The sequence below is a fragment of the Neobacillus niacini genome (assembly GCF_019749295.1).
In the GTDB taxonomy this organism is placed as follows: Bacteria; Bacillota; Bacilli; order Bacillales; family Cytobacillaceae; genus Neobacillus; species Neobacillus niacini_D.
Map to the genome: position 1 here is coordinate 59,237 of NZ_JACWFG010000016.1, position 24,112 is coordinate 83,348.

The window sequence follows — 24,112 nt, forward strand, 5'->3', positions numbered from 1 at the left end:
AAACTAAACAACCTAGAGCCTACTACACAAGTAGTGCTCTTTTTTTATGCCTCGCAGCTCTCCTCCTTTATTCAACCGCTAATTTTTTCAAAATAACAAATTCAGACACATTTCTTACATTCCTTGAAATGACTGACTAATTACGTTAATATTTTTAATGGATAAAAAGGTAAAATTGGAGGACATAAACATGACCAATCGTTATGCTGTGATTTTGGCCGCAGGACAAGGTACCCGGATGAAATCAAAGCTTTATAAAGTATTACACCCTGTTTGCGGTAAGCCGATGGTTCAACATGTAGTGGATCAAGTCAAAAAGTTAAATATTCAAGAGATGGTTACCGTAATTGGCCATGGAGCTGAAATGGTAAAAGCACAATTAGGGGATGAAAGTCATTATGCCCTTCAAAGTGAACAGCTTGGGACGGCACATGCAGTTATGCAGGCACAGCAAAGCTTAGAGGGTAAAGATGGTGTTACCATTGTTGTTTGTGGTGATACACCTCTAATTAAGGCAGAAACGATGGAGTCATTATTTAAACATCATGAAGAATTATCTGCAAAAGCAACAATTCTGACGGCTAGTATTGAAGACCCAACAGGATATGGCCGTATTATAAGAAATGATAATGGTCTTGTCGAGAAAATTGTTGAGCATAAAGATGCAACAGAAGCAGAGCGAGAAATAAATGAAATTAATACTGGAACGTATTGCTTTGATAATGCTGCTTTGTTCGAAGCCTTAAAGAAGGTTTCAAATGATAATGTACAAGGCGAATTCTACCTGCCGGATGTCGTTGAAATTCTTAAAAATCAAGGCGAAGTGGTTACTGCATACCAAACAAATGATTTGGAAGAAACGCTGGGTGTTAATGACAGAGTTGCTTTGTCAGAAGCAGAAAGAATCATGCGCAAACGTATTAATGAAAATCATATGCGAAACGGAGTTACGATTATTGATCCTGCTAATACATACATTGAATCAGATGTAGTGATTGGTCAGGATACCACTATTCTTCCAGGTACAATCTTAAAAGGTAGAACTGTAATTGGGGCAGATTGTCAAATTGGACCAAACTCAGAAATTGATACATGTGAGGTAGGAAATGAAACGGTAATCCGTCAATCTGCAGCCTATAACAGCGAGATTGGATCTTTAGTGAATATTGGTCCATTTGCTCACATTAGACCGGATTCAACAATTCATGATGAAGTAAAAATCGGAAACTTTGTTGAAATCAAAAAGGCAGTCTTCGGTAAGGGAAGTAAGGCTTCACACCTAAGCTATATTGGTGATGCTGAGGTCGGCAGCGATGTTAATATCGGCTGTGGTTCAATAACTGTTAACTATGATGGGAAAAATAAATTTCTAACGAAGATTGAAGATGGCGTTTTTATTGGCTGTAATTCTAATCTGGTAGCTCCTGTTACCATCGGAAAAGGTGCATACGTAGCTGCAGGTTCAACTGTAACAAAAGATGTTCCTGGTAATGCATTGGCCATTGCACGAGCACAGCAGGTTAACAAAGAAAATTATGTCGATAAGTTAAATCTGAAAAAATAGGTAGAATATTGGAGGGCAATATGTCAAATCAATACTTAGATCCAAACTTAAAGGTATTCAGTCTAAATTCAAATCTCCCATTAGCAAAAGAGATTGCCAAAGTAATTGGTGTGGAATTAGGAAAGAGCTCTGTAACACGATTTAGTGATGGAGAAATTCAGATTAATATCGAAGAGAGTATCCGTGGTTGTGATGTATATGTTATTCAATCGACAAGCTCACCTGTTAATGAAAATATTATGGAATTGTTAATTATGATAGACGCTCTAAAAAGAGCCTCTGCCAAGACCATTAATATTGTTATGCCTTACTATGGATATGCCCGCCAGGACCGTAAAGCACGTGCGCGTGAACCGATTACAGCTAAATTAGTAGCAAACCTTCTTGAAACAGCTGGAGCAACGCGTGTTATATGCCTAGACTTACACGCACCACAGATTCAAGGTTTCTTCGAGATTCCAACCGATCATTTAATGGGTGTACCTATTTTAGCGGATTATTTCCAGAAGAGAAGTTTTGAAGGGGACATTGTCATAGTTTCTCCTGACCATGGCGGTGTAACAAGAGCAAGAAAATTAGCAGAACGCCTAAAAGCACCAATTGCCATTATTGACAAACGCCGTCCAAGACCAAATGTCGCTGAGGTTATGAATATCGTCGGTAATATTGAAGGGAAAATTGCAATCTTAATTGATGATATCATTGACACAGCAGGAACCATTACCCTTGCAGCCAATGCTCTTGTAGAGAATGGTGCACGCGAAGTATATGCTTGCTGTACACATCCAGTATTGTCTGGTCCAGCAATTGAAAGAATCCAGAATTCAAAAATAAAGGAATTAGTTATCACGAATTCTATTGCACTTCCTGAAGAGAAAAAGACTAATAAAATTATTAACCTTTCAGTAGCGCCATTACTTGGCGAAGCCATTATCCGAGTTCACGAAGAACAATCAGTAAGTACATTATTTGATTGATTCTGGCTTTTGTATAAATTATGTGTTTAGACCTTCCTGTTTTGGGGAATTTTTATATAGACAGTTAAGAACAAAACTAGGAAGGTGACTAAACGCATGAGTACGGTTTTACAAGCAAAGGAACGTAAGGATCTGCGCACTTCAGAGTTAAGAAGGATAAGAGAGACAGGTAATATTCCTGCTGTGATCTATGGACGGAAGGTTGAAAGTAAACCCGTTTTTGTTAGTTCTGCAGATTTAACGAAAACAATCCGAAATGTGGGCAGGAATGGAGTAATTTCACTCGATATAGACGGCAGTACACATGATGTCGTTTTATCTGATTATCAAGAAGACTTTATTAAAAAGGAAATCATTCATGTTGATTTTCTTGCAGTTGATAAGTCTTCAAAAATCAATGTGACGGTAAGACTTGTCCTTACTGGTGAAGCGGCCGGAGTAAAGGATGGCGGCGTTCTTCAGCAGCCTGTTCACGAACTATCGATTACCTCCACGCCAAGTGAAATTCCACAACAAATTGAAGTGGATGTAACAAACCTTCAAGTAGGTGAGACGTTAAAGGTTTCAGATATCCTTTATCAGGGCTCATTTACGATTAACCATGAGGAAGAGGAAGTCATCGCTAGCATCTTGCCGCCTAAGCAGGAGGAAGAGATTAACGCCGGCGAACAGCAAGAAGGCGGCCACCCTGAAAACGAAGAAGGCAGAGAAACAGAGCCAGAAGGTGAGTAGAAAAGCGGAAGCCCCTAGGCGCTGCAGCTAGACACAATAATGATTTAGACGTAACCTGATTAAGGTTACGTCTTTTGTCGCATTTATCACAAAAAAGACGTATTATTAAGTGGGAGACAAAAGGATGTTCCGAAAATTACTTAACAGGTGGACCGGGCCGAAAGAGAGGGAAAGAATGAAATTAATTGTTGGTTTAGGAAACCCTGGGAAACAATATGATAAAACAAGGCATAATATTGGATTTGAAGTCATAGATGAGCTTTCAAACCAATTATCTATTCCCTTAAATCAGTCAAAATTTAAAGGGTTATTTGGAATTGGTCTTCACAATGGAGAAAAAGTAGTTTTATTAAAACCACTTACCTATATGAACTTATCAGGAGAATCTATACGAGCTATAATGGATTATTACCAGATAGATATAGAAGATTTTGTGGTGATCTATGATGACCTTGATTTACCTGTCGGGAAAATCAGGCTTCGTCAAAAAGGAAGCGCTGGTGGTCATAATGGGATAAAGTCCACGGTTGCCCACCTTGGTACACAAGAATTTAATAGGATACGCATTGGTATCGATCGGCCAAGAAACGGAATGAAGGTTCCAGATTACGTGCTGGGACGTTTTCATGAAGATGAAATCGGCCTTACAAAAGAGGCTGTACAAAAGAGTGCTGATGCATGTAGAACCTGGATGGAAAAACCATTCTTACAGGTCATGAACGAATATAATCAGTAATTGTTCATGAGATAACCTTTCCTTTCATAAAATAAAGCAATACTCTTTTTTTGTGAAACAAAAACAAATGAATAACTTCCCTCTTCATCGTAAATACTATTGATAATAGTAGAATAGGGAGGGTACCTGCGTGGCCATTCATTATCACTGTCGTCATTGCGGCACAAACCTGGGTTCCATTGAACAGTCATCGATACACAGCGAAGCACTTGGTCTTCATAAATTAACGGAACAAGAAAGGCAAGAGATGGTCTCGTATGATTTGTCTGGAAGTATACACATTACAGCCATTTGTGAGGATTGTCAGGAAGCATTAGAAAGAAATCCAGAATATCATCAATATGATTTCCTTATTCATTAACCAGCTTTGGACAGCAATCCAAAGCATTTTTCTATTTTTATTTACCACTAACAATAAAGTTAAAATAGTCAAAATATGAAAAAAGATTCAAAGAGAGGAGGAACGAGCTTTTGAAGGGTTTAAAATCATTATTTCTAGATCAGGAAGATAGTCATTCTATTATTTCCGGAGTTCAAGAAGGCCTGAAGGAACAGCTGATTGCTGGTTTATCAGGATCCTCAAGAACGGTATTAACTGCGGCTATTTATGAGAAAATGAAAAGGCCGATTCTCTTAATAACCCATAATCTATTGCAGGCACAAAAACTCTATGACGATATTGTAAATCTATTAAGTGAGGAAGAAGTTTTTCTATTCCCAGCAAATGAATTAATTGCTGCAGAGATGAGCATTGCCAGTCCAGAGTTAAAGGCACAAAGGATTGAAGCCTTAAATCATTTGAGTAAGAGTGACAAGGGAATTATTATTGTTCCAATTGCAGGATTAAGGAAGCTCATTCCGCCAAAAAGCGTCTGGAAGAAATACCAGCTGTCGTTTAAAGTGGGCGATGATTTAGATATTACAGAGATTCTAAATACGTTTGTTAAAATGGGCTATGTTCGAGCTGAAATGGTATCAACCCCGGGAGAGTTTAGTATTAGGGGGGGGATTATTGATATTTATCCCCTTACGGAGAGCAATCCAATTAGGATTGAATTATTTGATACAGAGATTGATTCCATCCGTTATTTCTCTTTAGAAGACCAGCGTTCGATTGAAAAAGCTGCTGAAGTTTTGATTGGTCCTGCAACCGAGGTTCTCTTTGAAACTGGTGATTATAGTCGTTTAATTGGAAGGTTAGAGGATGGATTAGCTAAAAGTCTGAAAAAATTAAGGGACGATAAAGCAAAAATCCAGCTCTCTCAAAATATTAGCTATGAGCTTGAACAGCTAAAAAATGGCCATAAACCAGACCAGATATTTAAATACCTTTCACTAGCATATGAAGGCGATACTAGTTTACTAGACTACCTTCCTCGTAATGGAATGGTATTTATTGATGAGATAAGCCGGGTTCAAGAAATGAATGAGTCATTAATTAAAGAAGAGGCAGAGTGGTATACTTCTCTTCTTAGTGAAGGTCAAATTATTCATGATTTGACTATTTCCCATGACCTGCCGAATCTACTTCATAAAAGAGAGCTTCCCATTCTTTATATGAGCTTGTTTCTGCGCCATGTGGCAAATACGAGCCCGCAAAACATTATTAATGTTTCTTGTAAACAAATGCAAAACTTCCATGGGCAAATGCACTTACTAAAAGCAGAAGTTGATAGATGGAAAAAAGGTAATTATGCCATTCTCTTTTTAGGTCCTGATGACGAGAGAGTAAAAAAGTTAGAAAGAGTGTTAGAGGATTATGAAATAGAAGCCTCCATTATCCGAAGCGGTCAGCAGCTTTTACCTGGGAAGGTTCAAATAATGAAAGGGAACCTCCATACTGGATTCGAGCTTTCGATTCAAAAGATAGCTGTGATTACAGAGGAGGAGCTCTTTACAAAGCGAGTTAAAAAGTCCGCTAACAGACAAAAGCTCTCAAACGCTGAAAGGATTAAGAGCTACTCAGAACTTAAAATTGGGGACTATGTCGTTCATGTCAATCATGGTATAGGAAAATACTTAGGTATCGAAACACTAGTTATTAACGGTGTTCATAAGGATTATCTCCATATTCGTTATCATGGTACGGATAAGCTGTATGTTCCTGTAGAACAAATTGACCTAGTTATGAAATATGTTGGTTCTGAAGGGAAAGAACCAAAAATCTATAAACTTGGCGGCAGTGATTGGAAAAAGGTTAAAAAGAAAGTACAATCCTCTGTCGAAGACATTGCAGATGATCTTATCAAGCTTTATGCAGAACGAGAAGCGGCAGTTGGCTATGCCTTTTCTCCGGATGGTGATATGCAAAGAGAATTTGAAACGGCTTTCGCCTATCAGGAAACAGAAGACCAGCTCCGCTCCATTCATGAGATTAAGAAGGATATGGAAAGACCTAGACCGATGGACCGATTGCTATGCGGTGATGTGGGTTATGGGAAAACGGAAGTGGCAATTCGAGCTGCCTTCAAAGCAATTGCCGATGGCAAACAAGTAGCACTGCTTGTTCCAACGACAATTCTAGCCCAGCAGCATTACGAAACCATGAGGGAAAGGTTTCAGGATTATCCGATCAATATTGGCCTGCTAAGTCGTTTTCGGTCTAAAAAGCAACAAACAGAAACAATGAAAGGCTTAAAGGCAGGTACGGTAGATGTGGTAATTGGAACACACCGTATTCTCTCTAAAGATATTGTTTATCGCGACTTAGGCTTATTAATCATCGATGAAGAACAGCGATTTGGGGTAACGCATAAAGAGAAGATTAAAAGGCTAAAAACCAATATTGATGTATTAACATTAACAGCAACCCCAATACCTAGAACCTTACACATGTCCATGCTCGGCGTTCGCGATTTATCTGTTATTGAAACACCGCCGGAAAACCGTTTTCCTGTACAAACCTATGTAATGGAATACAATGGACCGCTTGTCAGAGAGGCAATCGAAAGAGAACTGGCACGTGAAGGACAAGTTTACTTTTTATATAACAGAGTGGAAGATATTGAACGGAAGGCGGAGGAAATATCGATGCTCGTTCCTGATGCACGAGTTACCTTCGCACACGGACAAATGTCAGAAAATGAATTAGAATCTGTCATGTTAAGCTTTTTAGCCGGGGAGTTCGATGTTTTAGTCAGTACCACCATTATAGAAACCGGCGTAGATATCCCGAATGTTAATACCTTAATTGTTTATGATGCCGATAAAATGGGACTTTCCCAGCTTTACCAGCTTAGAGGTCGTGTTGGAAGGTCAAATCGTGTTGCATATGCTTACTTCACACACCGAAAGGATAAAGTATTGACAGAGGTAGCTGAAAAACGCCTTCAAGCTATTAAAGAATTCACTGAACTTGGTTCAGGTTTCAAAATTGCGATGCGGGACTTAACTATCCGCGGTGCTGGAAACCTGCTGGGTGCTCAGCAGCATGGATTTATTGACTCGGTAGGATTTGATTTGTATTCGCAAATGCTGAAAGAGGCAATCGAGGAAAGAAAAGGCGACTTAAAATCAGAGCAGAAAGCAACAGTTGAGATTGATTTAGAAATCGATGCATATATCCCTGATACCTATATCAAAGATGGACATCAAAAAATTGAAATGTATAAGCGTTTTAGAGGTGTTCAGAATCTAGAGGATATAGAGGAATTGCAAGCAGAGATGCTCGATCGCTTTGGTGAATATCCTGAGGAAGTCGATTATCTATTCCAAGTAGCAGAAATGAAGATTTATGCATTGCTCGCAGGTGTCGAAACAATAAAGCAGGTAAAACAAGAAGTAACCATTCTTGTTAATGAACAGTCCAGCAGTATGATTGATGGACAAAAGGTATTTGCGATTAGCAGCAAATATCCACGAATGATTGGGCTGGGAATGGAAGGTCAGAAGCTTAAAATGACCCTGCAGACAAAAGGGCAGGAAACTGCTCATTGGATAAATGCAGCATTTGAAATGATTAAAGGTCTCCAAGCCGCGAAAAGGGGCCAGAAAAATCCAGTATAACCAATACCAATGAAACTACAGCAGTAGAACACTTCGTAAAAAATAGGATAATTATCCTGTTTATGAAAAAATATTGTGAATGTGTATAGAACTTTCCAGATGAAAGATACTAAGTTCAAAGTTGGTGATGATTCCTACAAAAGGAAAGAATGTCATTACCAAGTTAGTAAAATCATCAGATGAAAGTGAGGCAACATTGGATGAAAGCAACTGGAATAGTTCGTCGAATCGATGATTTGGGTCGTGTTGTCATTCCCAAAGAAATACGCAGAACACTGCGTATCCGTGAAGGGGATCCGTTAGAGATCTTTGTGGATCGTGATGGAGAAGTTATTTTAAAGAAGTATTCACCAATCAGCGAGTTAAGCGATTTTGCCAAAGAATATGCAGAAGCCCTATTTGACAGCCTCGGAAACCCGGTATTAATTTGTGACAGAGACAGTTATATTGCATTAGCAGGAAGTTCTAAAAAGGATTATTTAAATAAAAATATAAGTGATTTAGTTGAAAAAACAATGGAAGATCGTAATTCAGTTTTGGTTACACAGCAAGGTGATATTGCGTTAGCCGATGGCAATGATGAAACTATCTCATCTTATACAATTGGACCGATTATTGCAAATGGCGATCCTATTGGTGCAGTTATTATTTATGCTAAAGAAGGTACACTTGGTGAAGTCGAGAAAAAGGCTGTTGAAACTGCTGCTGGATTTCTTGCAAGACAGATGGAATCCTAGAACTAATATTATTCCAACAAATAAAAGAGACAGCGCCAGCTGTCTTTTTTATTTGCCTCTTGTGATATAATACTCACGAGTTTAGGTTAGTTAGGAGATAAGAAATGAAGCAAGTAAATCAGTCGAAGGCTCTTTTTAAAGGGGCTTTTATTTTAGCGGTTGCAGCACTTGTCACGAAAATCCTTAGTGCTGTTTATCGGATTCCGTTTCAAAATATAGTTGGCAATGATGGCTTTTACATATATCAGCAGGTATATCCGTTCTATGGTCTGGCGATGGTGCTGGCGACAACAGGTTTTCCGGTTGTCATTTCTAAGCTGTATGCTGAGCAGAGGGAAAAAGGGGACCACGAGAAAACCAGAAGGCTTTTATTCGTTTCGTTTATCATTCTACAGTTATTCGGAATTATATGCTTTTTAATTCTTTACCTTGGCGCTAGTCATATTGCAAATTGGATGAATGATAATAAGTTAGCTATTTTACTAAGGGTTGTCTCTATCGTCTTTTTATTATTTCCGATTGTTTCTATTCTAAGAGGATTCTATCAGGGGAAGGGAGACATGGTCCCCACTGCATTATCGCAGGTGGGTGAACAATTAATTAGAGCTTTAACCATTCTCTTTTCCGCATACCTACTCACAAACTTAGGATACTCACTGTATCTGGTCGGCGGCGGTGCCATGTTTGGTTCCATAACAGGAAGTATGGTATCAGTCATTATTTTGTTTACATTTATAGGGGTTCGTAAAGAATGGAGAATGATTGCTCCAAAAAAAGGTATGCTGCGCGGCTATTATCGAGAGTTCTGCGTTATTCTAAAAACACTTACCTTTCAAGGTCTGACAATTTGTGTTAGTGGAATGCTGATGATTTTGATACAAATGGCGGATGCACTCAATCTGTACTCGTTACTTACAGAAAATGGATATGGGATTAAATTGGCAAAGGGTATAAAGGGAATCTTTGACCGTGGACAGCCATTAATTCAGTTAGGTACCATTGTAGCTGTTTCAATGTCTTTATCCCTAGTACCCTTAATAACAAGTGCGAGGATAAACAAAGACACTGAATTCTTACAGGATAAAATTCGATTGTCCATTAGAATCAGTATTGTTATTGGGGTGGGAGCATCTGCAGGGTTATGGTCCATTATTGAACCGGCCAATATCATGTTATTTAAGGATAGCTCAGGTTCTAACGTACTAGGAGTATTAAGCTTTGTCATACTCCTATGCTCAATGAATACGACAGTTATTGCTATTATGCAGGGGCTGGGTTCGTTACTTTTTCCAGCTGCTGCAGTTCTGGCATCATTTCTTTTAAAGTATAGTCTTAATACTCTCTTTGTCCCATTATATGGGACAATGGGGGCAGCGTATGCTACGATAATTACCTTAGTATTACTTTGTGCGGTCTTATTTATAAAACTTAAAAAAATGCAAACCATTTCGCTGTTAACGTACCGTTTCTTAGCTACATTACTGGCAGCAGCACTAATGATGGTACTACTATTGAAAGGCTGCCTAGCCTTAACAAATATGATTGCAATACCATCTGGAACGGAGAGAATGATGTCAGCAATCCAGGCGGTAGTCGGTGCCATTTCAGGAGGATTCCTTTTCTTATTAATCATTATTAGAGGTGGAGTCTTTTTAGAAAAAGAACTATCGCTATTTCCTTTCGGCAGTAAATTAAGCCTTTTATTACCTAAGAAGAATAGGAGTTAAAAGAATATGGGTAAATCAATTGAAATTCTCGGTTTGGGAGCAGGAGATCTTGATCAGCTTCCCTTTGGCGTTTACAAAAAGTTGAAGAATGCAAATCATGTTTATTTAAGAACGAAGGAACATCCAGTTATAAATGAATTAGTACAAGAAGGACTGAGCTTTTCTTCGTTTGACTCAATCTATGAAAAGCACGATCAATTTGAAGAAGTTTATCAGGAGATTGTCCAAAATTTACTGCAAAAAGCAAAAGTGGAGCAGGTGATTTATGCGGTACCGGGCCATCCTCTTGTGGCAGAGCGGACTGTACAATTACTTTTGGAATATGGCCCTAATGAGAATGTGGAGATTTTAATTGGGGGAGGTCAAAGCTTTGTTGACGCACTCTTTCAATCCTTGAAAATTGACCCAATAGACGGTTTCCAGCTGCTTGATGGAACCTCTCTTCATTCCAGCCAGCTGCAAATCGATCAGCATATGTTTATCAGTCAGGTTTATGATCAGTTTGTAGCCTCTAATATTAAGCTGACCCTTATGGAAAGACTGCCGGATGATTATGAAGTAGTCATTGTACGTGCCGCCGGAAGCAGCAGTGAAAGACTAGATCGGGTACCATTGTATGAATTAGACCGAAAAGTAACGCTTGATAATCTTACTTCTGTCTACGTTCCACCCGTAAAAGATGAAAAAATTATGTTGAAAAATTTCTCCAAGCTTCGAGAGATTATTGCTGTATTAAGAGGCCCTAATGGCTGTCCATGGGATAAGGAACAAACACATGAGTCACTAAAGAAATATTTGATTGAAGAAACTTTTGAAGTCATTGAGGCGATAGACAGCGGTGATATTGACCATTTAATTGAAGAGCTTGGTGATGTCTTACTGCAAGTCATGCTTCATGCCCAAATTGGTGAAGATGAGGGGTATTTTGCTATTGAGGATGTGATTGAGGTCCTTTCAGAAAAAATGATTCGCAGGCATCCACATGTATTTGGGAATACAGACGTGAAAGACTCATCAGAGGTCCTTCGTAACTGGCAGGAAATAAAGAAGCTTGAAAAGGGCGAGATAAAAACCTCTCTTCTTGATGGTGTTTCTAAATCAATGCCGAATTTATTAAGAGCATACGAGATTCAAAAGAAAGCAGCGAAAGTTGGCTTTGATTGGCAGGAAATAACACCAGCATTGGAGAAAGTGAAAGAAGAGCTGGAGGAATTTGAGAATGAGATAAAGAATGAGAGCCTTTTAGACGCAAAAAAAGAGTTTGGTGATATCCTGTTTGCCTTTGTTAATGTAGGAAGGTTTATGTCCATTCATCCAGAAGAAGCTTTATTTGAGACCAATGAAAAGTTTATTAGAAGGTTTCGTTTTATAGAAGAAAAGGTAAAGAATAGTGAAAAGCCTATAGAGGATTACTCCTTAGAGGAGCTCGATCGTTATTGGGATGAAGCAAAATCAAAAGGACTATAGAATCGAGGGATTAATTAATGAGACTAGATAAGTATTTAAAAGTATCAAGATTGATTAAGAGAAGGACTTTGGCAAAAGAAGTATCCGATCAAGGAAGAATTCTTATAAATGGAAAAGAAGCAAAAGCAAGTTCAACTGTTAAAGTAGGCGACGAGCTTACCATTCGCCTTGGACAAAGACTAGTTACGGCGAGAGTTGACCAGATTCAAGATACCACTCGGAAAGAAGCAGCAGCAGAAATGTACACGATTATCAAAGAGGAAAGAATCAGCGAATCTCAGTTGTAAGGACACATGCAAAAAGGCTTGTTCTAATTCAATTGCCCTTTACATAAAAATGTACTAAAGGTTGTACAAATGATTGTGAGGGATGAATAATGAGCCAATATTATGAAACAAATCCTGTCAAAAGTACTGTTCCAGAGCATGATGTCATCATGAGAGGAAGAAAACTGCTTGATATAACAGGTGTTAAACAGGTAGAAAGCTTTGATAATGAGGAGTTCTTATTAGAAACGTCTATGGGCTTTTTAGCAATCAAAGGGCAAAATTTACAAATGAAAAATCTCGATGTCGAAAAAGGGATTGTCTCCATTAAGGGTAAAATATTTGATTTAGTTTACTTAGACGAACAGCATGGGGAGAAAGCTAAAGGATTCTTTAGTAAGTTATTCCGATGACCCTTTCGACTCAATTCCTTACCATGCTTTCGATGATTGGGATGGGTTCGCTGTTCGGTGTCATGTTTGATACCTATCAGCGATTCTTAGATCGTCCTAACCGAAAGTCTTGGATTGTTTTCTTTAATGACTTGTTGTTTTGGGTCATTCAAGCACTTATCATCTTTTATATTTTATTCCTTGTGAATAATGGAGAATTACGATTTTACATTTTTGTTGCCCTTCTTTGTGGATTTGCGGCCTATCAAAGTTTATTTAAAGGTGTTTATTTGAGACTTCTTGAATTCATGATAAAAACGGCGATTGCCATTTACAGATTTATAAGAAGAGCTTTTCAACTACTTATCTATAAACCTGTCGTTGGCCTTATCCAATTGGTCATTTCCATTATCATCTTAATTGGCAGGGGGCTTTTTTCCCTTGTCAAATTTGTTTTAAAGGTTTTATTGTTTATTCTTAAGATTGTTTGGGTGCCGATTGTGAAGATAATATTAATTCTATGGAAACTTTTGCCGAAAAGTATTAAAAAATACGTCGAGAAGTTATATAATAGAACGGCAGGATTTTTTATGGAAATCAAGAATTACTTATTAAAGCTAATCAAAAAGTTTAAAAAACCAAAAAAGTAAGGAGGGAAGGGAAATGAGTTCAGTAAAAGAAAAAAATATAGCTAAGATTGAAACCACTTATGTCCACCAGCAGGAAATAGCAGAAATTGCTTCGGCCAGAAAAAGGAAGCTGCTATTTCGAAGACTAACCCTATTCTCAGTCTTCGCAGTTATCATGTCCTATTTAATGATTACTAGCTTTGTTTCCCAATCCTCCACATTAGATAAAAAAGTGGCTCAAAAGAAGCAGCTTGAACAAGAACTGGTTCAATTAAAAAAGCAGCAGGAAATCCTTAAAGAAGATATCGTCAAGTTAAATGATGATGATTACCTTGCTAAGCTTGCTAGAAAAGAATATTTCTTCTCGGAAAATGGAGAAATTATCTTCAATATTCCTGAAGAAAAAGAAGGTAAAAACAACCAATAACTAGTCTTATTGACACTTATTTTTCCCATTTTGTATAATATAAAGTAAGTATGATTTTTTTAATTCTTAAGGAGGAAAATTCTTTTTATGTCAATCGAAGTAGGCAGCAAGTTACAAGGAAAGGTAACAGGGATTACAAATTTCGGAGCTTTTGTGGAGCTGCCTGATGGCTCAACTGGACTCGTACACATCAGTGAGGTTGCTGACAGTTATGTGAAAGATATCAATGACCATCTTAAAGTTGGTGACCAAGTAGAAGTTAAAGTCATGAATGTTGAAAAAGATGGAAAAATTGGACTTTCTATAAAAAAAGCAATAGATAAACCAGAGGCGCCGCAAAGACCCCGTTCACAATCAAGCTCACATTCACAACGCCCTCGTCAGAACAGGTCAAACGATCGAAATGTTCCAAGAGTAGAGACATTTGAGTCAAAAATGGCGAAGTTTTTAAAAGATAGTGAAGATCGTTTAACTTCTCTAAAACGCCATACAGAATCAAAGCGCGGCGGAAGAGGAGCAAAAAGGGGTTAACTTGTTGCTTATTTAATAGAATGCTGGCTTTTTACATTGCTTATTAAGACAGGTCGAGCGACTTGTCTTTTTGTTTTCGCAAATTTTCTATTGACATCTATTTTCACCCTATGTATTATATAACTTGTGCCTTAAATACTTGGCGGTGTAGCTCAGCTGGCTAGAGCGTACGGTTCATACCCGTAAGGTCGGGGGTTCGATCCCCTCCGCCGCTATAACGAAAAGCGAAAGCGCCTAGGCGCTGCAGCTAGACATAACGAAAAGCGTAAGTACCGATATTATATCGGTGCTTTTTTTTATATGTAAATCCTCCGAATTCCGACATCATTTCAATTTCTCAACATTAATTGAATAAATATAGTGGAAACCGTCGAACGAAACTTTGCATACGTTCACTAATCTGACAAAATTTTGAATCTATTAATTTTATAATAGTTTTTAACGAGAATTAATAGAGGAGTGTGAATTATGGAAAAGCTTGAACGGAATTTACTAGAACCGGTCGGAGAGGTTAATTTTCAATCCTCTAAACGGTCATGGGACAGCGTCATGAAAAAATTCCAGCTAAAAATTGAATCCTTCTTCCTTATAAAAGGTTACCTTTTACTTTTGGTAGGTTTCTTGTTAGGAAGAGCTTTAATATTATCCACGCTTGCTCCCTTTAGTCTGCCATTTTTCGCTGCAGTCTTTCTCATTAAAAGAGATCGATCTCCACTTGCCTTAGTAGGATTGGTTGCGGGCGCGGCAACTGTCTCCTTAAAGAATGCAGCTTTTACCTTTTTGGTTTCAATCCTTTTTCTAGTCATTTATCGAATTAGTGAAAAGTGGATTAAAAATGAGATGAGAATGATCCCATTCTTCGTGGCTATTATTCTAGGGACGGGTAAGTTAGCAGAAGCGTTTATTATTTCTAGGCAGCTTACATTATATGACGCTATGATGGTTGGTGTTCAGACGAGCCTGGCATTTATCCTAACACTAATTTTTCTACAGAGTATCCCCTTATTAATCTTGAATAAACGCAGACAATTATTAAAAACCGAAGAGATTGTCTGTTTAATTATTATGCTTGCTTCTATTATGACGGGAACCATTGGCTGGAAAATCTATGATTTGTCACTTGAACATATCATGTCACGATATCTTGTTTTAGTATTTTCATTTATTGCTGGAGCAACTGTTGGTTCCACCGTCGGGGTCGTAACAGGCTTAATCTTTAGTCTTGCAAGTGTTTCAAGTTTTTATCATATGAGTTTACTTGCCTTTTCAGGTGTATTGGGCGGCCTATTAAAAGAAGGGAAAAAAATAGGAGTTGCAATTGGTCTGTTTATTGCAACACTGTTAATTGGTATGTATGGACAGGAAGGTGGTTCTGGTTCCTTAACGACTACATTATTGGAATCGGCTGCTGCTATATTGCTTTTCCTATTAACACCTCAGATATTTACCTCTAAGTTGGCCAAATATATACCGGGTACGCCAGAGTATACAACAGAACAACAAAAGTATATGAGAAAAATGCGTGATGTAACTGCACAGCGGGTTGCCCAATTCTCTAATGTTTTCCATGCACTTTCTAATAGTTTCTCACAAATGGAAACAAAGCCAAGTGATGATGAGCAGGGACGGGAAATGGATTATTTTATGAGCCATGTAACAGAAAAGACATGTAATACATGCTTTAAAAAAGAGCAATGCTGGGCGAAAAACTTTAACACAACTTATAGTTACCTAGAAGAGATCATTCATGAAATGGACCAAAATGATGGGGTAGTATCTACAAGGCTTACCAGGGAATGGGACAAGCACTGTACAAGGTCAAAAAGAGTATACGAGGCTGTCGGGCAAGAGTTAACATTTTTCCAAGCTAACCAAAAATTGAAGAAACAAGTGCAGGAAAGCAGGAAGTTAGTGGCCGACCAACTCTTAGGTGTATCAGAGGTTATGGATAACTTTGCAAAGGAAATTCAACGAGAAAGAGAAAATCATCATAAACAAGAGGAACAAATTCTGGAGGCAATTCAAAGCTTTGGTGTTCAAGTTGAACAAGTAGAGATCTATAGTCTCGAGTCTGGAAATGTAGATATTGAAATGTCCGTTCCCTTCTGTAATGGACATGGAGAATGCGAGAAGTTGATAGCACCCATGCTTTCGGATATTCTCGGAGAACAAATTATTGTCAGCTCCGAAGAATGTGCGGCATATCCAAACGGTTTCTGCCATGTAATCTTTAGGTCTTCCAAAGCCTATACAGTTGAAACTGGAATGGCCCATGCTGCTATGGATGGCGGCTTTGTATCCGGCGACAGTTATTCAACCATGGAGTTAGGGTTGGGTAAATTTGCGATAGCAATCAGCGATGGCATGGGAAATGGGGAAAGAGCCCATTACGAGAGTAAAGAGACATTACAGCTATTACAAAAAATACTGCAGTCTGGTATTGATGAGAAAGTGGCGATTAAATCAGTCAACTCTATACTGTCACTTCGAACAACAGATGAGATTTTTTCAACCTTGGACTTAGCTATGATTGACCTGCAAAATGCTTCAGCAAAATTCCTAAAGATTGGTTCCACTCCAAGCTTTATAAAAAGGGGAAATAAAGTAATTAAAATTCAAGCCAGCAATCTGCCGATGGGCATACTAGAAGAGTTTGAAGTGGATGTGGTGAGTGAGCAATTAAAAGCAGGAGATTTGCTCATTATGATGAGTGATGGAATATTTGAGGGTCCCAAACATGTAGAAAACTACGACCTTTGGATGAAACGGAAAATTCAAGAACTACAGACAGAGGATCCTCAGGAAATTTCAGATTTAATCTTAGAAGAGGTCATCCGTTCACGTGATAACTCGATTGGTGATGATATGACCATAGCAGTGGCGAAAATAAAACATAATACACCTAAATGGGCGAGTATTCCTGTTACAAGAATGAAGAAACAAGCCTAATCAACTATTTTATGCTGTTTATCCCTGTATTATGTATAAATCCCCTCCACGGTGTCGAAAATGGAAGTAACTCGAAAAAGTGGAGGGAGAATGAGTATGTATACAGGAAAAATTCGTCAGATTCTATTAATAACAGACGGTTGTTCAAACCAAGGTGAAGATCCTATTGCGATGGCGGCACTTGCAAAAGAACAAGGAATATCAGTAAATGTTATCGGTGTAATGGAGCAGGATGTCATTGATGAAAAGGGAATGACGGAAATAGAAGGTATTGCAATGTCTGGCGGAGGAGTCAGTCAAATTGTCTATGCTCAGCAACTCTCCCAAACGGTTCAAATGGTTACAAGGAAGGCAATGACGCAGACAATTCAGGGTGTTGTTAACCGGGAACTGCAGCAAATTCTTGGTCGTTCACAAACGATTGAAGATCTTCCTCCTGAGAAAAGAGGGGAAGTAATGGAAGTGGTCGATGAGCTTGGTGAAACTGTCGAATTAGAGGTGTTGATTCTTGTCGACACAAGCGCAAGTATGAAACACAAGCTTCCTACTGTTAAAGAGGCACTGCTTGATCTATCCCTAAGCTTGAACGCACGTACAGGTGATAATCAGTTCTCGGTTTTTGTATTTCCCGGGAAAAAGAATGATGTCGAAAAAATTCTAGATTGGACGCCAAAGCTACAATCTTTGACAAGTATCTTCTCTCAGCTTACAACGGGAGGGATTACACCGACAGGACCTGCCATCCGTACAGCATTATCTTCATTTAATACGAAACGTTCATTAAGGAGTCTCATGACCGGTGATGATGAATCATTCCTTGAAGAATCGATGTAAAGTAGCTCCGGGTACTGTCATAGCTGGAAAATGGCATTCGAATAAGTATACAGTTTTAAAGGAACTAGGATATGGAGCAAACGGCATTGTCTACCTTGCTAAGTTTAAGAATTCGCAAGTAGCGTTAAAGATGAGTGATAATGGAATGTCTATTACCTCAGAGGTAAATGTATTAAGGTCGTTTGCGAAGGTCCAAGGGTCAACCCTCGGACCTTCTTTGCTTGATGTTGATGATTGGAATAGTAATCGAGGTCAGATTTCCTTCTATGTCATGGAATATATACAAGGACCAGACTTGTTGAGTTTTATCCAAACAAAAGGAAAGGCATGGACCACTGTTCTGATATTACAATTACTAAATGACTTAAATAAATTGCACGAAAACGGCTGGGTATTTGGGGATTTAAAGCCAGAAAACCTAATAGTAACTGGACCAACACCGAAAATTAGATGTATTGATGTTGGGGGAACAACGCTTCAAGGCAGAGCAATTAAAGAATTTACAGAGTTTTATGATAGAGGATATTGGGGATTAGGGTCAAGAAAGGCCGATCCTTCCTATGATTTATTTGCAGTTGCAATGATTATGATCAATACTGCCTATCCAAAACGCTTTAATAAGTCAACAGGTGGAATCACACAGCTGAGAGAGGCAATAAGTAAACAAAAGGATTTACTCCTCGTAGAAAAGGTCATTGTAAAGGCACTTCATGGACAGTATTCAAATGCGCTCCAAATGAGATCAGATCTATTATCGCTTGTAACAGATAATAAAAGTATCAGTCCAGGAAATAAATCAACGACGATAAACAGCACCAATAGTACTTTTCATAATCCAAAAGCAAATCAGCCCCCAAATCAGGCTAAGAGCAGACAGACATATAGAAAAAAGAAGAAAAAAAACCGTTGGGTTGAGACAATCAGCATTACCATCTTCATTGCCTTTTTATATTTCCTGTATATTTTTCAAAAACTTCTCTAATTGTTGAAACTAATGGTTACTCATTTCGTATAAGAGGGAAGGAAAAAAAGACCTAATCAAATAGGTCTTTGTTTTTGATACTTTTGTCATAAAAGTGGTAAGCTAGTGATATTCAAAATGATTTATAAAGAAATCTCTATAAGGAAGAATGCAAAATGTTAGAAGCAAAGGTAGCAGCACTGCTCGATCGCCACTCATTTCAAATTGAAAATAAAAGTATAGTGGTTGGTGTCTCGGGGGGTCCAGATTCACTAGCATTGCTTCACTATTTATGGCTGCAAAAGGAAAAGAATAACCTTTCCATTGTAGCTGCACATGTAGATCATATGTTCCGCGGTCAAGAATCATTGGAAGATGCCTTATTCGTAAAGGATTATTGTGAAAAACAGGACATTCCTTTTGAAATGGCACGAATAGATGTTCCGGAAATCATTCGGAAAACAAAGAAAAATTCGCAGGCAGCATCAAGACAGGCAAGATATGCGTTTTTTGAAGAAATAATGGAAAAATACAATTGTGAATATTTAGCCCTTGGGCACCATGGGGACGACCAAGTTGAAACCATATTAATGCGATTGACAAGGGGAAGTTCTGGTGCTGCTAGAGCAGGGATTCCATTTACCAGACCTATTGGGAAAGGATTTATTTTTCGACCTTTCTTATCTTTAACGAAGACCGAGCTTAATGAATATTGCCAAAAGCAAAATTTAGCACCTAGATTGGACCCTAGTAATAAAAAAAATATTTACAGCAGGAATCGTTTTCGAAATGAAGTACTGCCTTTCCTAAAAGGAGAAAATAAAAACGTTCATGAGCATTTTCAACGCTTTAGTGAGGATGTTCAGAATGATGAAATACTTCTACAGGAATTAACTGTCCAAAGAATGAATAAAGTAATGAAAATGAGAGAAAAAAATAAAATTACCATTGACATTGCTCCATTTCTGGAAGTGCCAATTCCTTTACAAAGAAGAGGTATTCAACTAATATTAAACTATCTTTACAAAGTAATACCTGTGTCACTTTCTGCTTTACATATCGATCATGTTCTATCATTAGTTCGACATCACCATCCTTCTGGAACACTTGATCTTCCTGACGGTTTAAAAGTAATTCGATCGTATTCACTTCTTTCTTTCCAATTTGAAGTGATAGAGGGCTCTCCGTATTCCTTTATATTGTCAGAGCCTGGAACAGTTGAATTACCTTATGGGGCGAGTATTAGAATGGATGTAATTGATGAAATAAAGAACATTGATCCAAAAGGAAGTTATGCACTATTTCCTGCTGATAAGATTAAACTCCCCATCGAGATTCGAACAAGAAAAATGGGGGACCGCATGAATCTAAAGGGAATGTCTGGTACTAAAAAGCTTAAAGATATTTTTATCGATAGTAAAATTCCTATTCAGGATCGAGATACATGGCCTGTTATTACTGACAAAAATGGGTGGATTATTTGGCTTCCTGGAATAAAGAAATCAGCATTCGAAGGCGTTAATCATTCAACAAGTCAGTATATACTACTCACATATAATAAGTAATGATCTTCTAGGAGGCACAATTTATGATGAATCAGGATATTGAAAAAGTGTTAGTTTCAGAAGAGGAAATTCAAGAAAAAATCAAGGTGTTAGCGGCAGAATTAACGGAGGAATATAAAGATACTGTCCCTCTTGCCATCTGTGTTCTAAAGGGTGCAATGCCATTTATGGCTGATTTATTAAAACGAATGGATTGTTATCTAGAAATGGATTTTATGGATGTTTCAAGTTATGGATCTGGCTTTGTCTCTTCAGGAGAAGTAAAAATCCTTAAGGATTTAGATACTTCTGTTGAAGGAAGAGACATCTTAATCATTGAGGATATCATTGATAGCGGCTTAACATTAAGCTATTTATATGATTTGTTCAAATACCGAAAAGCAAAGTCAATCAAAATTGTTACCTTACTTGACAAACCAACAGGAAGGAAGAGCGCAATAAAAGCAGATTACGTAGGTTTTATTGTCCCAGATGAATTTGTGGTTGGATACGGTTTAGATTATCTAGAGAAGTACCGGAATCTTCCATATATTGGTGTTTTGAAACCGGAAGTATATAGCGATAATCTTTAAGTGAAACTAAAAGAGCCATAGCGATTCTAATGATTTAAAACGCAATCCTGTTAATGTAGAGTAATTTAAGAATTGGAATGATTTTCTATGATACTATCTAAAAAAGTTTTTATCGCGGGAGGAGGTAAGAGATGAATCGGATTTTCCGTAATACCATCTTTTATTTATTGATATTTTTAGTCATAATTGGCGTGGTTAGCTTCTTTAATGGCAGCAACGAACCTACGGACAACATTTCTTATAATGAGTTTGTAACTCATTTAGAAAAAAATGAAGTCGATGAATTTTCTATGCAGCCTGAACGTGGTGTTTTTGAAGTTCGGGGGAAGTTTGAAAAAGAGGTAAAAGAGGGCAAGAACTTTTTAACATACGTTCCAAACAGTGAAAAAATCTTAGAGCGTATTGATGCGGCAGGTTCAAAGGTAGAAGTAATGCCTGCGAAGGAAACTAGTGGATGGGTAACATTCTTTACTTCCATCATTCCATTTGTAATCATCTTTATCCTATTCTTCTTCTTATTAAACCAGGCTCAAGGCGGCGGCAGCCGTGTTATGAACTTTGGTAAGAGTAAAGCTAAGCTTTATAACGATGACAAGAAGAAGGCACGTTTTAAGGATGTTGCTGGTGCAGACGAAGAGAAACAAGAATTAGTCGAAGTGGTAGAATTCCTTAAGGACCCTAGAAAATTTGCGGAACTTGGCGCCCGTATTCCAAAAGGAGTACTTCTTGTGGGTCCTCCAGGTACAGGTAAAACTTTACTTGCACGTGCAGTAGCAGGTGAAGCTGGTGTTCCTTTCTTCTCTATCAGCGGTTCTGACTTCGTTGAAATGTTTGTTGGGGTCGGTGCATCCCGTGTACGTGATTTATTTGAAAATGCTAAGAAAAATGCTCCATGTATCATTTTTATTGATGAAATCGACGCCGTTGGACGTCAACGTGGCGCAGGTTTAGGCGGCGGACACGATGAACGTGAACAAACCTTGAACCAATTATTAGTTGAAATGGATGGGTTCGGTGCAAACGAAGGAATCATCATTATTGCTGCAACCAACCGTCCAGATATCCTGGATCCTGCGTTATTACGTCCAGGACGTTTTGACCGTCAAATTACGGTTGACCGTCCAGATGTTAATGGTCGTGAGGCAGTCTTAAGAGTACATGCAAAGAATAAACCGTTAGATGAATCGGTTAATTTGAAAAATATAGCTATGCGAACACCTGGTTTTTCTGGTGCAGACTTAGAAAACCTATTAAATGAGGCTGCTTTAGTGGCTGCGCGTCAGAATAAGAAAAAGGTTGACATGGAAGATATTGATGAGGCAACTGACAGGGTAATTGCCGGTCCTGCTAAAAAGACTCGTGTCATTTCTGAAAAAGAACGCCGAATCGTTGCTTTCCATGAAGGCGGACATACAGTAATTGGCTTAATTCTTAATGAAGCCGATATGGTGCATAAGGTTACTATTGTACCTCGTGGTCAAGCGGGTGGATATGCTGTTATGCTTCCAAGAGAAGACCGTTACTTTATGACAAAACCAGAATTACTAGATAAAATTGTTGGTTTATTGGGCGGCCGTGTAGCAGAAGAAATCGTCTTTGGTGAAGTAAGCACCGGAGCACATAACGATTTCCAACGTGCAACAGGAATTGCCCGCAAAATGGTAACTGAATATGGTATGAGTGATAAACTTGGAGTAGGACAGTTTGGGCAAGCTTCAGGCGGTCAGGTATTCTTGGGACGTGACATTCACAATGAACAAAATTACTCTGATGCGATTGCCTTTGAAATCGACTTAGAAATTCAACGGATTCTTAAAGAATCTTATGAAAGAGCTAAAAAGATACTAACAGAAAATCGTGATAAGCTTGATCTAATCGCTAAGACTCTTCTTGAAGTCGAAACACTTAATGCAGAACAAATTGAGTACTTGATTGAAAATGGACGCATGCCGGAGTCCGCGGCTGAGCTAGAAGGATTTAAACCAGTGGATACAAAAAAGACAGATGATGTAAAAGTTAATATCAGCACGAAGAAGGATGAAGAATCAACGGGTCAGCCTTCTGAAACTGAAGATAAGTAGATATTTTAAAAAAGAGTGCTTATAAAAGCACTCTTTTTTCACGATAAAATGTAATTATGATATGATGTTTGCAGACCCAAGAAAAATCAGAAAAGTGAGTGATTCTTTTGATTTTCGTATTTGACGTAGGAAATACAAATACTGTTTTAGGTGTATACAAAGGGGAAGAGCTTAAATATCATTGGCGTATAGAAACTAACCGTAACCGCACTGAGGATGAGTTTGGGATGGTTATCAAATCGCTTTTTGATGCTTCAGGACTTTCTTTTTCTCAAATAGATGGGATTATTATTTCATCTGTTGTTCCGCCTATTATGTTTGCCTTAGAAAGAATGTGCAAAAAATACTTCCATCTCAGTCCATTGGTTGTAGGCCCAGGGATAAAAACAGGACTTAATATTAAATATGAAAACCCGAGAGAGGTAGGGGCTGACCGCATTGTTAATGCAGTTGCTGCTATCCATGAATATGGAAGTCCGTTGATTATCGTTGATTTTGGTACAGCGACGACCTATTGCTACATCAATGAACAACGTCAATATATGGGCGGGGCAATTGCGCCGGGAATCGGTATCTCAACAGAGGCATTATACTCAAAGGCGGCAAAACTGCCTAGAATTGAAATTGCTCAGCCTGAAGCGGTAATTGGAAAAAATACCGTTTCAGCCATGCAGGCGGGAATTGTTTATGGATATGTGGGTCAAGTTGAGGGAATTGTTAAAAGGATGATTGACCAAAGTGAACAAAAACCGACAGTCATCGCGACTGGAGGATTATCTTCTTTAATAGCCAAAGAATCTAAAATTATTGATATTGTCGATCCATTTTTAACTTTAAAAGGATTACAGCTAATCTATAAGCGAAATATGGAGAATATAAGAAATGCGTAGGGCGCCTGCCCATCGGCGACAGGCATAAGACGAGCCGGCTAGAAGGTTGGTTTTTACCTTCTTGACGGAT

The 24,112-nt window shown here is 38.3% G+C and carries 21 protein-coding genes and 1 tRNA gene; all 22 read left to right on the plus strand.

All coding sequences use genetic code 11. From position 1 onward, the window contains the following. Positions 1–190 precede the first annotated feature (190 nt). Entirely contained in the window at positions 191–1,564 is a 1,374-nt protein-coding gene (glmU, locus tag H0184_RS20950) for a bifunctional UDP-N-acetylglucosamine diphosphorylase/glucosamine-1-phosphate N-acetyltransferase GlmU (RefSeq protein WP_221828083.1), read from the plus strand. A gap of 20 nt (positions 1,565–1,584) precedes the next feature. Then, positions 1,585–2,541 (plus strand): ribose-phosphate diphosphokinase, encoded by a 957-nt coding sequence (locus tag H0184_RS20955; protein WP_221828084.1) that lies wholly within the window; start codon positions 1,585–1,587, stop codon positions 2,539–2,541. Between the two features lie 96 nt (positions 2,542–2,637). Beyond that, on the plus strand, positions 2,638–3,273 hold the full coding sequence (locus tag H0184_RS20960) for a 50S ribosomal protein L25/general stress protein Ctc (RefSeq protein ID WP_221828086.1): 636 nt from the start codon (positions 2,638–2,640) through the stop codon (positions 3,271–3,273). A 175-nt stretch (positions 3,274–3,448) separates the two neighbouring features. Beyond that, a complete protein-coding gene (gene pth, locus H0184_RS20965; RefSeq protein ID WP_221828088.1) occupies positions 3,449–4,009 on the plus strand; it encodes an aminoacyl-tRNA hydrolase in 561 nt (186 codons plus the stop codon). Between the two features lie 130 nt (positions 4,010–4,139). Beyond that, positions 4,140–4,370, plus strand: coding sequence for an anti-sigma-F factor Fin family protein (locus H0184_RS20970; protein WP_221828090.1), 231 nt, complete (start codon positions 4,140–4,142; stop codon positions 4,368–4,370). A gap of 110 nt (positions 4,371–4,480) precedes the next feature. After that, the gene (mfd, locus tag H0184_RS20975; RefSeq protein ID WP_221828092.1) at positions 4,481–8,014 is read left to right on the plus strand and encodes a transcription-repair coupling factor; all 3,534 of its coding nucleotides are present in this window, start codon (positions 4,481–4,483) and stop codon (positions 8,012–8,014) included. Positions 8,015–8,214: 200 nt separating this feature from the next. Further along, complete coding sequence (gene spoVT, locus H0184_RS20980) at positions 8,215–8,751, plus strand: stage V sporulation protein T (protein WP_095250673.1); 537 nt, start codon at positions 8,215–8,217, stop codon at positions 8,749–8,751. 104 nt (positions 8,752–8,855) lie between these two features. After that, positions 8,856–10,478 (plus strand): putative polysaccharide biosynthesis protein, encoded by a 1,623-nt coding sequence (locus H0184_RS20985; RefSeq protein WP_221828094.1) that lies wholly within the window; start codon positions 8,856–8,858, stop codon positions 10,476–10,478. Between the two features lie 6 nt (positions 10,479–10,484). Next, positions 10,485–11,945 carry a bifunctional methyltransferase/pyrophosphohydrolase YabN gene (yabN, locus tag H0184_RS20990; protein WP_221828095.1) on the plus strand — a complete coding sequence of 487 codons (1,461 nt, stop codon included), beginning with the start codon at positions 10,485–10,487 and terminating at the stop codon, positions 11,943–11,945. A 17-nt stretch (positions 11,946–11,962) separates the two neighbouring features. Then, positions 11,963–12,232 carry an RNA-binding S4 domain-containing protein gene (locus H0184_RS20995; protein ID WP_221828098.1) on the plus strand — a complete coding sequence of 90 codons (270 nt, stop codon included), beginning with the start codon at positions 11,963–11,965 and terminating at the stop codon, positions 12,230–12,232. A gap of 89 nt (positions 12,233–12,321) precedes the next feature. After that, positions 12,322–12,624, plus strand: coding sequence for a sporulation protein YabP (gene yabP, locus H0184_RS21000; RefSeq protein WP_095250671.1), 303 nt, complete (start codon positions 12,322–12,324; stop codon positions 12,622–12,624). Next, a complete protein-coding gene (gene yabQ / locus H0184_RS21005) occupies positions 12,621–13,253 on the plus strand; it encodes a spore cortex biosynthesis protein YabQ (protein WP_221828102.1) in 633 nt (210 codons plus the stop codon). Before yabP ends, yabQ begins: the two co-directional genes overlap by 4 nt. A gap of 13 nt (positions 13,254–13,266) precedes the next feature. After that, the gene (locus H0184_RS21010; RefSeq protein ID WP_221828104.1) at positions 13,267–13,659 is read left to right on the plus strand and encodes an FtsB family cell division protein; all 393 of its coding nucleotides are present in this window, start codon (positions 13,267–13,269) and stop codon (positions 13,657–13,659) included. Positions 13,660–13,746: 87 nt separating this feature from the next. Further along, positions 13,747–14,190 (plus strand): S1 domain-containing RNA-binding protein, encoded by a 444-nt coding sequence (locus tag H0184_RS21015; RefSeq protein WP_221828106.1) that lies wholly within the window; start codon positions 13,747–13,749, stop codon positions 14,188–14,190. A 141-nt stretch (positions 14,191–14,331) separates the two neighbouring features. Continuing rightward, positions 14,332–14,405: transfer RNA gene (locus H0184_RS21020), tRNA-Met, on the plus strand. 253 nt (positions 14,406–14,658) lie between these two features. Further along, positions 14,659–17,139, plus strand: coding sequence for a stage II sporulation protein E (gene spoIIE / locus H0184_RS21025; RefSeq protein WP_221828108.1), 2,481 nt, complete (start codon positions 14,659–14,661; stop codon positions 17,137–17,139). A 96-nt stretch (positions 17,140–17,235) separates the two neighbouring features. Further along, on the plus strand, positions 17,236–17,973 hold the full coding sequence (locus H0184_RS21030) for a vWA domain-containing protein (RefSeq protein WP_221828110.1): 738 nt from the start codon (positions 17,236–17,238) through the stop codon (positions 17,971–17,973). After that, a complete protein-coding gene (locus H0184_RS21035) occupies positions 17,942–18,955 on the plus strand; it encodes a protein kinase domain-containing protein (RefSeq protein ID WP_221828142.1) in 1,014 nt (337 codons plus the stop codon). The genes H0184_RS21030 and H0184_RS21035 overlap by 32 nt, the downstream gene beginning before the upstream one ends. Positions 18,956–19,110: 155 nt before the next feature. Further along, positions 19,111–20,499 (plus strand): tRNA lysidine(34) synthetase TilS, encoded by a 1,389-nt coding sequence (gene tilS, locus H0184_RS21040; protein WP_221828112.1) that lies wholly within the window; start codon positions 19,111–19,113, stop codon positions 20,497–20,499. Positions 20,500–20,522: 23 nt separating this feature from the next. Further along, positions 20,523–21,071 (plus strand): hypoxanthine phosphoribosyltransferase, encoded by a 549-nt coding sequence (gene hpt / locus H0184_RS21045; RefSeq protein ID WP_221828114.1) that lies wholly within the window; start codon positions 20,523–20,525, stop codon positions 21,069–21,071. Positions 21,072–21,202: 131 nt separating this feature from the next. Next, positions 21,203–23,152 (plus strand): ATP-dependent zinc metalloprotease FtsH, encoded by a 1,950-nt coding sequence (gene ftsH / locus H0184_RS21050; protein WP_221828116.1) that lies wholly within the window; start codon positions 21,203–21,205, stop codon positions 23,150–23,152. Between the two features lie 107 nt (positions 23,153–23,259). Beyond that, positions 23,260–24,042, plus strand: a complete 783-nt coding sequence (locus H0184_RS21055; RefSeq protein WP_221828118.1) for a type III pantothenate kinase — start codon at positions 23,260–23,262, stop codon at positions 24,040–24,042. Positions 24,043–24,112: the final 70 nt, after the last annotated feature.